The sequence below is a fragment of the Mycolicibacterium vinylchloridicum genome (assembly GCF_013404075.1).
In the GTDB taxonomy this organism is placed as follows: Bacteria; Actinomycetota; Actinomycetes; order Mycobacteriales; family Mycobacteriaceae; genus Mycobacterium; species Mycobacterium vinylchloridicum.
Genome location: NZ_JACBJQ010000098.1, coordinates 1 through 11,791 on the forward strand (window position 1 = coordinate 1; position 11,791 = coordinate 11,791).

12 protein-coding genes and 1 pseudogene are annotated in these 11,791 nt (G+C 63.7%); 11 read left to right on the top strand and 2 right to left on the bottom strand.

The annotated features are described in order from the left end of the window. Nucleotides 1-144: 144 nt before the first annotated feature. A pseudogene (locus tag HPC46_RS32770) lies at nucleotides 145-855 on the bottom strand (siderophore-interacting protein); the annotation flags it as partial. A 369-nt stretch (nucleotides 856-1,224) separates the two neighbouring features. Here HPC46_RS32770 and bfr point away from each other — a divergent pair. Beyond that, entirely contained in the window at nucleotides 1,225-1,713 is a 489-nt protein-coding gene (gene bfr / locus HPC46_RS32775) for a bacterioferritin (protein WP_047332637.1), read from the top strand. Here bfr and HPC46_RS32780 read toward each other — a convergent pair. Continuing rightward, a complete protein-coding gene (locus HPC46_RS32780) occupies nucleotides 1,710-2,780 on the bottom strand; it encodes an ATP-dependent DNA ligase (RefSeq protein WP_179476202.1) in 1,071 nt (356 codons plus the stop codon). The two genes, bfr and HPC46_RS32780, sit on opposite strands and share 4 nt — an antisense overlap. A 38-nt stretch (nucleotides 2,781-2,818) precedes the next feature. On the opposite strand from HPC46_RS32780, the gene ligD reads away from it, so the two are divergent. From ligD to HPC46_RS35680, 10 genes are all read left to right on the top strand, one after another. Next, nucleotides 2,819-3,859, top strand: a complete 1,041-nt coding sequence (gene ligD / locus HPC46_RS32785; protein ID WP_179476203.1) for a non-homologous end-joining DNA ligase — start codon at nucleotides 2,819-2,821, stop codon at nucleotides 3,857-3,859. 49 nt (nucleotides 3,860-3,908) lie between these two features. Beyond that, the gene (locus tag HPC46_RS32790) at nucleotides 3,909-4,811 is read left to right on the top strand and encodes a tyrosine-type recombinase/integrase (RefSeq protein ID WP_179476204.1); all 903 of its coding nucleotides are present in this window, start codon (nucleotides 3,909-3,911) and stop codon (nucleotides 4,809-4,811) included. 943 nt (nucleotides 4,812-5,754) lie between these two features. Further along, nucleotides 5,755-5,943, top strand: a complete 189-nt coding sequence (locus tag HPC46_RS32795; protein WP_179476205.1) for a hypothetical protein — start codon at nucleotides 5,755-5,757, stop codon at nucleotides 5,941-5,943. Nucleotides 5,944-6,893: 950 nt separating this feature from the next. Beyond that, nucleotides 6,894-7,337 carry a hypothetical protein gene (locus tag HPC46_RS32800; protein WP_179476206.1) on the top strand — a complete coding sequence of 148 codons (444 nt, stop codon included), beginning with the start codon at nucleotides 6,894-6,896 and terminating at the stop codon, nucleotides 7,335-7,337. Continuing rightward, nucleotides 7,334-7,627 carry a hypothetical protein gene (locus HPC46_RS32805; protein ID WP_179476207.1) on the top strand — a complete coding sequence of 98 codons (294 nt, stop codon included), beginning with the start codon at nucleotides 7,334-7,336 and terminating at the stop codon, nucleotides 7,625-7,627. The genes HPC46_RS32800 and HPC46_RS32805 overlap by 4 nt, the downstream gene beginning before the upstream one ends. Nucleotides 7,628-7,633: 6 nt before the next feature. Beyond that, complete coding sequence (locus HPC46_RS32810; protein ID WP_179476208.1) at nucleotides 7,634-8,191, top strand: hypothetical protein; 558 nt, start codon at nucleotides 7,634-7,636, stop codon at nucleotides 8,189-8,191. A gap of 146 nt (nucleotides 8,192-8,337) precedes the next feature. Then, nucleotides 8,338-9,456, top strand: a complete 1,119-nt coding sequence (locus HPC46_RS32815) for a phage major capsid protein (RefSeq protein ID WP_179476209.1) — start codon at nucleotides 8,338-8,340, stop codon at nucleotides 9,454-9,456. A 390-nt stretch (nucleotides 9,457-9,846) separates the two neighbouring features. After that, entirely contained in the window at nucleotides 9,847-10,746 is a 900-nt protein-coding gene (locus tag HPC46_RS32820; RefSeq protein ID WP_179476210.1) for a DNA-processing protein DprA, read from the top strand. Next, a complete protein-coding gene (locus HPC46_RS32825; protein ID WP_179476211.1) occupies nucleotides 10,743-11,513 on the top strand; it encodes a hypothetical protein in 771 nt (256 codons plus the stop codon). Before HPC46_RS32820 ends, HPC46_RS32825 begins: the two co-directional genes overlap by 4 nt. A gap of 80 nt (nucleotides 11,514-11,593) precedes the next feature. Next, nucleotides 11,594-11,725, top strand: a complete 132-nt coding sequence (locus HPC46_RS35680) for a hypothetical protein (protein ID WP_267910088.1) — start codon at nucleotides 11,594-11,596, stop codon at nucleotides 11,723-11,725. The last annotated feature ends 66 nt before the right edge of the window (nucleotides 11,726-11,791 follow it).

The following is an 11,791-nucleotide window of genomic DNA, read 5'->3' on the forward strand; positions in this document are numbered from 1 at the left end:
GTCAGCGTTGGGGCAGGGCGTACGCCTCGTAGGTGGGACAGCGCCACGCCACATGGAGAGTGGGTGTTTTTATCCACGTGACGGCGACCACCACGAGCGACCCAGGGGGTGTCGTCGGCAGCGGCCGAGGTGGATAAGAGACCGCCAATACGCCTGGGCCTTCAGCTCGGCTTTGGGAAAGCCGAAGGTGTCCTTCAGCCGCTTGCGCAGATGCTTGAGCGCGCCGGCCTCGGGACCGGCCCACGCAGACCAGTTCGACCAGTCCCGGTCCTCGATGGCCGCGGCCAGCGAGGTGTCATCGGTACGAGTCACCCAGTGCACGCGCCCGCGCGGGTGCTCGGTCAGCGGGATGAGTTCGTCGGAGTCGCAATGGCGTTCGAGGTAGACCTCGACGTCCACGTCGGGCGGCAGCGCGGCCACGATGGAGTTGATCGCCGGGATCGACGCCGAGTCGCCCACGAGCAGGTAGCCCGCGGGCAGTTCCTCGGGGATTTCGAACCGGGTCGACCCCAGCGATACTGCCGGGATCGTCATGCCCGGCTCGGCTGCCGCTGCCCAGGCGCAGGCCGGGCCGGCCGGCTCGTGCAGCACGACGTCGATAGCGAATCGACCGGCGTCGGGATCGGCCCACACCAGGGTGTAGGCCCGTTGGAACTCGGTCTTCCCGCCGGCCGGATCGGGGAACCAGAACCGCAGCCACGCGGTCGGCCCGACGCTGACGTCGGAGAAGACGGTCGGTGACGACATGGTGATGCGAACGCAGTGGGGTGCGATGTGGGAGATCTGCTCGACGGTCGCGATGTGATCGCGGCCCCCGAAGCCGCGCAGCATCGCGCCTCCGATGCCTCGTCCCATGTTCGGTGTCCTCCGCTAGCGGCCGTACGGATAGTTAGCTTAACCTAAGCTAACTAGATCGCCGAGGCCTACGGGGTCCGCCCGGGGTCGCGGGCAGCGGAATTCGATTACCCACCGCGGGCGTAATTCGAAAGCCGAAATTTACCTTCAGCCGACCGCATATTTCTGCCGCCGACTAAGGCAAGACTAACCGAATCGAATCCAAGTCAGCCAAGCCTTGTCTTATTTGCCGACGAGTGCGTGGATGTGCCAATGTTCAAGCACGACAACCCGTTTTGACCACTATCAGCGGCGCGCCGATGACGCTTCTGTATTAGATTCGTCGAATACGGTTTTGATTGCGGCCCGGTAATTTGACAGGAGAAAGTCATGCAAGGCGACAGCGAGATTCTCACTCTCCTCAATCAACAACTGACGAGCGAACTGACTGCGATCAACCAGTACTTCCTGCACTCGAAGATGCAGGACAACTGGGGGTTCACGGAGCTGGCGAAGCACACCCGGGATGAGTCCTTCGACGAGATGCGTCACGCCGAGCGCGTCACCGACCGGATCCTGATCCTCGACGGCCTGCCCAACTACCAGCGGATCGGCACGCTGAACATCGGCCAGACCATCCGTGAACAGTTCGAGAGCGACCTGGCACTCGAGTACGAGGTGGTGAACCGGCTGAAGCCGGCCATCGTGCTGTGCCGTGAGAAGCAGGACTCCACCACGGCCAACCTGTTCGAGGACATCGTGGCCGACGAAGAACACCACATCGACTACCTCGAGACGCAGCTCGAGCTGATGGACAAGCTGGGTGTGGAGCTCTACTCGGCGCAGTGTGTCTCGCGGCCGCCGGGCTCGCTCGACTAGCGGGCCTTCAGCCCGGGGATGATCTCGCCGAGGCTGAACGTCAGCGGACGTTCGAGCTGTTCGTAGGTGCAGGAGCGCGGATCGCGGTCGGGCCGCCAGCGGTTGAACTGCGCGGTGTGCCGGAATCGCTCGCCCTCCATGTGGTCGTAGCGCACCTCGACCACGCGCTCGGGCCGAAGCGGTACGAACGTCAGGTCCTTACCGGCATTCCAGCGGGACCCGGCATTCTTTGCAGGCGTGCGTTCGCCCGCCTCGTGGGCGGCCCAGTTCCATGGATGGTCGTCAAATTCGGTTACCAGAGACTGTAATTCGGTGAACAGCCGGCGCCGCTCGGCCATCGGGAACGCGCCGATCACACCGACCGAGGCCAGCATGCCGTCGTCCTTATAGAGCCCGAGTAGGAGCGAGCCGATCGCGTCTTCGCCCGATTTGTGCACCCGGTAGCCGGCGACCACGCAGTCCGCGGTCCGCTCGTGTTTGACCTTGAACATCACCCGCTTGTCGGGCTGGTAGGTGATCGTCAGCGGTTTGGCGATCACCCCGTCGAGTCCGGCGCCCTCGAACTCGGAGAACCAGCGCTGCGCGGTGTCCTGATCGGTGGTGGCCGGTGTGACGTGAAACGCTTGCCCAGTGCCGGCCAGAGCCTCGACCAGGGCGGCGCGCCGCTCGCTGAACGGTCGGCCGGTGTAGTCGTCCTCGCCGAGCGCGAGCAGATCGAACGCGACGAATGCTGCCGGGGTCTTATCGGCGAGCATCCGTACCCGGGAATCGGCGGGATGGATGCGTTGCTGCAGAGCATCGAAGTCCAGGCCGGCGTCGGTGGCGATGACGATCTCGCCGTCGATCACGCATCGCGGCGGCAGTTCGGCCAGCGCGGCACTGACCAGTTCGGGGAAGTATCTGGTCAGCGGTTTCTCGTTGCGGCTACCAAGCTCGACCTCGTCACGGTCGCGAAAGCACACCGATCGAAAGCCATCCCATTTCGGCTCGTAGGACGCATCGGGCGGCATGACGGACACCGACTTGGCAAGCATCGGCGACACCGGGGGATTGACGGGCAGCTGCATCGGTTCATTCTCCTCGCGTGCGCGGTAGCTTGAAAAGCGTGGCCAAGGCCGAAGAGATCGACGTCGAGGGTGTCGCCGTCCGGTTCACCAATCCGGACAAGGTGTACTTCCCCAAGCTCGGGTCGAACGGCACCAAGGGCAAGGTGGTCGAGTACTACCGGACGGTGGCGGTCGGCGGGCAGCTGCTCACCGCGTTGCGGGACCGGCCGACGCATCTGCAGCGTTTTCCGGACGGCATCGAGGGCGAGGAGATCTACCAGAAGCGCGTCCCCGAGAAGCGTCCCGAATATCTCGAGACCTGCCGGGTCACGTTCCCGTCCGGGCGCACCGCCGACGCATTGAAGGTGACGCACCCGTCGGCGATCGTATGGGCCGCGCAGATGGGTACGATCACGTTGCACCCGTGGCAGGTTCGCTGCCCGGACACCGAACACCCCGACGAGTTGCGAGTGGACCTCGATCCGCAGCCGGGAACGGGTTTCGCGCAGGCCCGCACGATTGCCGTCGACATTCTCAAGCCCGTACTCGACGAACTCGGACTGGTCGGCTACCCGAAGACCTCCGGCGGCCGTGGGGTGCATGTGTTCCTGCGCATCCGGCCGGATTGGGATTTCATCGCGGTGCGCCGGGCCGGGATTGCGCTGGCGCGCGAATTAGAGCGCCGTGCACCAGATCTGGTGACCACCTCCTGGTGGAAAGAGGAACGTGGGCAGCGGGTGTTCATCGACTACAACCAGAACGCCCGCGACCGGACGTTCGCCAGTGCGTACTCAGTGCGGGCGACCCCGATCGCCACTGTGTCGACTCCGCTGACATGGGAGGAACTGGGCGACGCCGATCCCGACGACTTCACCATGGCGACGGTTCCGGCCCTCCTCGAGAAGCGCGGCGACCCGATGTCCGGTCTGGATTCGGTTGCGCAGTCGATCGATTCACTGCTGGAGATGGTGGCCGCCGACGAGGAGCGCGGTCTCGGTGACCTGCCCTACCCGCCGAACTATCCGAAGATGCCGGGCGAACCCAAGCGGGTCCAACCCTCTCGAAATACCGACTTCACCAGGAAAAACAAGTCTGAGTGAGGTGGTGCGCTGACTAGCATAACGCTCGCTCGCCCGATAATGTCGATTCGTGGCCGAAACACTCGAAAGCCTGCGCGCGAGTTTCAACCGCTCCCTGCGCGTCGAAGGCAAGGCCGATCGCACCCTGGTCCTCTACGGCCAAAGCATCACCTACTTCAGCCAATGGCTTGATTTGCGCGGCCTGACCGCCGACGTCGATCAGGTCACCCGCGACAATGTGCTGCACTGGCTTGACTACCTCCGCAGCCGCGGGCAAACCGCCGGCACGATCCAGACGCGATGGCGCGGGCTGCGTCGATTCGTCAATTGGCTTCTGGCCGAGGACATCCTGACTGCCGACCCGCTGGCCGGCATCGTTATCGACAAGCCTGAACCACCGCCAGTGCCGGTGCTCACCGACGATGACTTGGCTGCGCTCATCGGCGCGTGCAAGGGCAAGGGCTTTCGCGAGCGCCGCGACGAAGCGGTGATCCGGCTGCTGATCGACTGCGGTTTGCGAGTTTCTGAGGTGACCGGCATCGACCTGGATGACATCGACCTCGACGGCGAAACCGTGCGCGTCACCGGCAAGGGCTCCCGCGTGCGCAACGCCTACTTCGGAGCGAAGACCGGCCAGGCCCTTGACCGCTACATGCGAGAGCGGGCGAAACAGCGCCACGCGACGAGCCCAGCGCTGTTCCTCGGCGAGCGGGGACGCTTCACACCCGATGGTGTTCGTGAGCGCCTGAAGGTGCGCGCCGCGATGGCCGGCCTCGACCCGGCCAAGATTCACCCACACCGGTTCCGGCACACCAACGCTCACGACTTTCTGTTGGCCGGTGGCCAGGAGCGGGATCTCAAGCGGCTGATGGGGTGGCGCTCGGACACGATGCTGGAACGCTATGGAGCCTCGGCCGCGGATCACCGTGCAAGAGAGGCGGCTCGGCGTCTCAGACGAGGAGACCGGGTGTGAGACGCCGCGTCAGTGGGGAAAATGGTTGATGGATAACGAGATTCGTACCAAGCCGCGACTCGTATACAACTGCCCTCAGTGTGGAGAGCTAATCGCACGTGCGTACACGGCCGCGCAGCTGCCCAACGCTCGGCTCCCGTACCCAGCGCTGAGGCACAAGGGAATCGACAAAATCGATGCGACTTGCTCAGGTTTACAACCCCTATCGGGAGTTCACGGTCCGATGTCAGCGCGCGTAGACACCCCCCGGACCAAAGGCTGGCAATTCTCCTACCTCGCAGCGATGATGAACGACATCCCGGTCTCGTGCACAAAGTGCGGAGGAAAGTACTCGGTGCCTGCTGCCCCGATCATCGAGGACCTTGAATCGCAGGGATCCTACGCCCGACCGCTCCCGACACGCTGACGATTGGGACTGTGATCCCGGCGGGTGTGGTGAGCGTTATAGTCACGTTCAGTGCCCCAGGCGTGCCTGGAAGACTCGTGATCTTAAGCGGGGCGACGAGTCAAACTCCGAAACGGAGCTTGACCACGCATGTCCGAATCACAAAGGTCTCTGATCGGTCGTATTGGCGCCAACAAGTCATGGGCCAATACGGCCGACCGCAGCGCTCGAACTGCACCCGGACGCCGCGCGATGCTGGAGAAGTTCGAGCGGGAGGTTGATCCCGCCGGCACGCTGCCTCCAGCTGAACGTGCACGCCGCGCAGGGTATGCCCGAAAGGCTCACTTTCAGGCCTTAGCACTCAAATCTGCCCAGGCCCGTCGTAGCCGTGCTGTGCATCGACAAAATGGGTAGGCGCGCCGCTTCGGCCAACGGCGAGGGCCCCCGATCCCCATGCGCTATTCTTGTGACCACTCCGGTGGATCAGTGATCCGTTGCTCCAGGTGTGCACGTCCGGGCCGAATTGCCCACGCACACCACATGACCGGAGCACCACAGATGTCAAACGCGCGTCGTCGCGCCCGTGAGCGCGACCGTGAATTCCAACGGTTGCTCGCCAAAGCCTGCAATGTCAGCACCCGCACCGTGCGCGAAGCCCTCCGTGAAGGCCTAGAACTCGGACTCATTGAACACACCGATGACGGTTACAAGCCGTCCATGCCGCCTGACAACGACGGTGAGACGTGACGCCGGCCGAACGGCGAGCGTGGCGCCTGTCGGTGTTGAAAGCCGTGATGCCGGCGCACCACCGCCTGGTCCTCCTCGCCCTTCACGAGTGTGCCGACTACCAAGACGGCACTAACGCATGGCCAGGACGGGACACGCTGGCCCACATGTCTGGCGCCAGCCCGAGCACCGTCGACAGGGCGCTCGCTGCTGGGCTGAAGCTCGGACTCATTGAGCGCACAGCGAACGGATATCGGGGGCAGAGGCCGGTCTATCGGCTACTACCCCAACCAGAATGCGCGTCAGCGGTGACCCACATTGCACCGGGACTGCGCGTCAGCAGTGATGCGCATTCGACAGGAAAGCGCGTCAGCGGTGACGACGAAAGCGCGTCAGTGGTGACGACGAAAGCGCGTCACAGCTCTGACGCGCCAACCAAATCCTTTACCAAATCCTTTACCAACAAAGAGAGGGGGTTGCGTCCGCCGGGTACGTCACTTGTCGCAATCACATCCGACTCGACTCACCCCCTCATCCGGGAATCAGCGAATGGCAAAGCCGTTGGGGTGCGCGGACCCTTCGGGCCGCGCTGCCCCGAGCATGTGAACGTCGAGGGCTACAGGGCCTGCCCGCGGTGCCAGGATGCACGCGCCGCCGCTAAGCGTGAAGACCAGGATCGGAAAGCCGCGATCCGCGTGGCGATCGATAACTGCAAGTTGGGTTGTGACCCTGCGGCCCGGCTCTGGAATGACGACGACACGGATTGGGTCGACTGCCCCGGTCACTCGAACTTCCGGTTAGACGCGCTGATTTACCCGCCCAGCGGCGTCACAGGCGCACGAGATGACGGAGTGCAGCACCGTGGCGCATGACGTTGAACAGCGAGCGTGCAGAGCTGCGTTCAGTGGGGGGTGGGGGTTACCCCTTGCGTGCGGTCGACGCCCGATAGGCCTTAGCACCTTCGCAACAGCGTGCGAGATTCCAGCCTGTTTTTTTACCGAGCACTACCAACATCCACCGAAGGTGAAGTCGGCGGCCACCGAAAAGCCGTTCCGCAGAATCGCATTCAGGGCGCAAAAATCATGCCTCTGACGTCGCAAAAGAAGGGAAATCCACCAGAAATGACCCATGAAGTCCACCCCTGCGGGCACGTTCTGCCGGCCCCATGGCTGCCTGAACGCACGATCTGCACCGCCACCGACCGTTTCGCGCTCGTGCTCGACGCAGGCGAGAGCTACGGCGAGACCGTCATCAGCCTGTACCTCGAACTGCAGGTCCCCGTAGGGCCGGTGTGCGTACGACTGACGGGCAGCCAGTACCAGGAGCTGCGCGCTCGAATCAATGCGCTCGATGGCCTCAAGGCCGAGCAGATCATCGCACTGGACGCCGAACTACACGGTGCGGTCGAAGCATGAGCGACGACATCGGCGGCCGCGCTGTTCCGGATGCTGTTCTGCCCGACGACACCATCCGGGTGCCAGCCACTGATTTGAAGATTCTGCTTGGACCTGACGGGGCCGGCAAGCTCGATATCGGGCTCTACGTGCAGCTGCCGGTCCCACTTGGTCCGATCCGGATCCACCTCGACGCCAACCAGCTCGTCGACCTTCACCGCAAACTTCACACTCTGCTGGATCTCGACATCGAGCAGACCTCAGCCCTTCTCGCACAGATCTACGACGCTCAACCCGACATGGAAGGATGAAATAAGTTGTCTATCAACATAATTGGAGCATTTTCGGACGAGAATCCCGCCGAATCCGAGCAGTCGACATCGGCCGCACAACAACAACCTGCTCCGGTCAGCGAGGAGCGACCAGATGCGGTCGATGACGCCGCGGTTGAGGTCGACGAACCAGAGGTCGATGACGGCCTGGACGATGAGATCGACGACCAAGATCATGGGGATATCTCCCGCGTTCGGCAACAAGCAGCCAGATACCGGACACGCCTTCGCGAGACCGAAGCAGAGCGAGACCAGCTCCGTACGGAGCTCGACGCCCAACGCCGCGCCGTCGTCGACTGGCGTGCAAGCAACCGGGATGGTGGCCCGCAGGTTGCCCGCGAGCTTCTCGATGCCGCCGGCGTCGACGTCGGCCAGCTTCTAGACGACTCCGGACACTTGGACTTGGCCAAGGTTGACCAATTTGTCGACGCCACGGCCAAACGCTTCGGCATTCCGCAGGGTTTCAGGCCAAACCGCGGGCAGGGGGCCTCCGGACACGCCGCGCCCGGAGCGTCATCGCTCGCTGATGCGTTCCGCAGCTAAACTCATTGTCGCGCGGAAGGGGTGCGGACAGGCCGGGAGCCAACGCACCTTTCCGATTCGACACGCACCCGGTGTGCACCCAAGGCGTTCCGCTTGATGCGACGCCCAAGAAACCGGTAATTCCCTTCGCACACTAAGGATTTCGCATGTCATTTACCCACTCAACCAGCAGCAGCGCCGTCGCATGGCGCCCCGACCAATTCACATTCGCTCCGGAGACTGTCCTGGCGGAGGCGCTGATCTTCCAAGCGACCACCGTCGCGGGGCACATCGAAGGTGATGCCCCCTCGCTCCGCGTCGCCTACGCGCTCGATGCCGACGCAAACTTCGTCGACGAGGGCGCCGATATCGACGAGAGCGAGCCGGAGCTCGCCGAAGCCTTGGTCTACACCAAGAAATTCGCACAGTTGCTCCGCATCACTCGTGAGCAATACAAGCAGGCCGGTACGCCCGAGCACCTCAGCCAGTCTGTTGCACGGGCCATGATCACCAAGGCGGATAACGCTCTGCTCGCCCAGGGCGCTCCAGTTTCGCCCGCCGTGGCACCGTCCACGGGTCTGGCGAATGCTGCCGGGATCATCAGCCAGGGGAGTGTTACCGACGACCTGGACAAGCTCGTCGACCTCGAGGCAACCGTTCGGGCCAACCGTGGTAATCCGCAACGGTGGATCTTGGCCCCCGACACATGGGCAGGGTTGCGCAAGTTGAAGACGGGCACCGCCTTCAACAGCACCCTGCTCGGTGCGGGCACCGACGACGCTGACCCCCGATTGCTGTCGTTGCCCGTCCTACTCAATCCTGAGATGCCCAGGCGGACTGGCATGCTCATCGATCCCACCGCCATTGTCAGCGCTGTCAGTGATCTAACGATTGCGACTTCCGCCGAGTCGTATTTCAAGTCGGACTCCATCGGTGTTCGCGCGACGATGCGCACCGGCCACACCATGGTTCGGCCCGACCGGATCGGCGTGTTCTATATCGACGGCGACGTCGGTTGGGTCGTCACGCTCGGCGCGCCGAGCGCCGGCACCTTCACGCTGACCTGGCGTGGCAAGACGACCACCGCAATCGCCTACAACGCAGCGTCCGGCACCACGGTCAAGAACGCCTTGGGAGCGCTCGACGATGGCTACACCGCCGCCGACTGGACGGTGGCGGGACCAAATGGCGGTCCCTACGCCATCACCGCCCCCGGCGGCGGAGCGCTCACGGGAAGCGGTGCCGCTCTCACTGACGGCACGTTCAGCATCGCCGCGGCGGCCTAACTCCGTCGCAAAGGGGAAAGCACGGCCGGGGCGTCAAACTGTCGACCCACAGACGGCAAGGACCCGCCACGACGCCCGCCCACCGGAAACCGGGCAGAGCGAGCACCTGCGCCCCGGCCCGCCGGACCTGCGCCTTTTGGCGTCAAGGTGTCCTTGACGCCAAATTGTCCTGCGGCGCTGTCCGGTGGGATGACCGCCGCCTGGCACCGCCCACCCCATACGGGGCGACGCATCTGACCACAATCACCGCAACACGCCGCTGCTAATTTCGCTGGTCAGCGTGCCATGCGCGCTTTGCTGTCCTACCCTAAGGGCACAATCGCGCATGTACGACAATGAATGACACCCAGCGACTCTGGGTAATGTGCACGACATGACGGGGATCGGACCATGAACGAAGAACACGCCGCCCTCGTCGCCCTGCTCCGCACCCGTCCGGAGGGGTTGAATTGGCGCAGGCTGACCGACGAAGTACTCAAGTACGGCAGCGCCACCGCTGCGTGGGACTACTTCAACCCCCTGCAATTGCTGCCCTCGGCGAACGCAGATGAGGCGCTGGCGGTCGCCCGCGCCGACTTGGAGGCCTGGGAGCGCGCGGGGCTGACCTTTCTCAGCGCCGTGGACAAGGAATTCCCCCAGCGGCTGCTGGATATCTGGGAGACGCCGCCATTCCTGTTCGCCCAGGGGCGGCTAGAAGCCGAAGACCTCGGTCTGTCTGTCGTTGGGTCACGGGAAGCGTCGCCGGCCGGCATCGACATGGCTCGCGGGATTGCCACCTACCTTGCAGAGCAGCGTCTCACTGTGATCTCCGGGCTCGCGGCTGGTATTGACGCCGCAGCGCACACCGCCGCGATCGCGGCGTCGGGCCGCACCGTGGCCTTCATCGCGACCGGCGTGATGAAGAGTTACCCGGCCGCGAATCGCGCGCTCCAGGCGAAGATCGTCGACACCGGTCTAGTGCTGTCGCAGTTCTGGCCCGATGCCCCGCCTCAGAAGCACCAGTTCCTGATGCGCAACGCACTCATGTCGGGCTACGGGCTGGCGACGATCGTGGTCGAGGCTGGCGAGCAGAGCGGCGCCCGCGCCCAGGCGCGCATGGCCGTCGAGCATGGACGCCCAGTCATCCTCACCAGCCTGGTCGTGGAGCGCAATCAGTGGGCCCGCGATATGACTGAGCGTCCGGGGGTTTCCGTGATCTCGCATGTACGCGAGATTGGGCCCATCGTTGACCGGATCCTGTCCGGGCCGCAGCGGGTCGACGAGGCGCTGAGGTTGCTCACAGTCCAGTGACCAATGCGGCTGCACTGGCGCAGCTCCGTGAGAGCCTGAAGGAAAGCGCTGGCGGGTACCTCAGAAACATCGTGCGTATCGACGGCGTCACATGCCAGATGTGCGCGAGACCTGTTGAGGACGAGTCGATTTGCAGCAAATGCAAGTGGACCTACCTTCCTCGCGGCGACGTTGCCGACCGGATCGGCTCCATGATCTATGGCATTGACGGCAAGCAAAGCGGCCGTCTCATGTACGGCTATAAAGCGGCTTACACCCGACCGTCCCATGTCCAGACCGTGACGTCACTGGCGGTGCTGGGGCTCCGTGAGCACCGCCAGTGTGCAGACCGCCTCGTGGGAGTCCCCGTCACCAAGTGGGCCACAGTGCCATCGCTCAGTAAGGCCATCGGCGTCGAGCACCCACTGCGAACCATCCTCACTGGCAAGATCAGAGCCGGCAACGAGATCGAGGTGGCCGCAGTATCTCGCGAAAAAATCACCAGTCCCCGTGAGGTCACGCCATCGAACTTCGATATTCGCACGGACGTGCCTAATGGGGCTCACGTCATGGTCATCGACGACACCTGGGTATCAGGTGGCCACGCGCAATCGGTAGCAGCGGCACTCAAACAGGCGGGCGCCAGCAAGGTGTCCGTCCTGACGGTGGCGCGATGGGTCGATCTCGCGGACCCCGTGTCAGATCGCTTCTATAAGAAGAGAATTCACACAGCTACCTACGACCCTGCCGTGTGCCCCTGGACGGGGTCAGATTGTCCGCCGCCGTAGCGGCCATCCCCGATGTGGCCACCAACCAGGCCGTCTAGCCAGCGTTTGATCGAGCGCTCCATTAGAGGAGATACCTCGTTGTGAGCCAACCAGTCATTGATCGCGCGGAGCTGCGCATTCCTGCCCGCATCGGTCAAGCCGAGGTTGCGCAGGTTGCGTCCAGCAGAGTGGTGTACGAGTCGGACCTGATCAGCGGTACCGGCGTGTCGTAGCCGGATGAATGAAGGTCATCGCGTGATTCTTCGAGAGACCCGCGAAAGTCACTCGAGCAAAGGAAT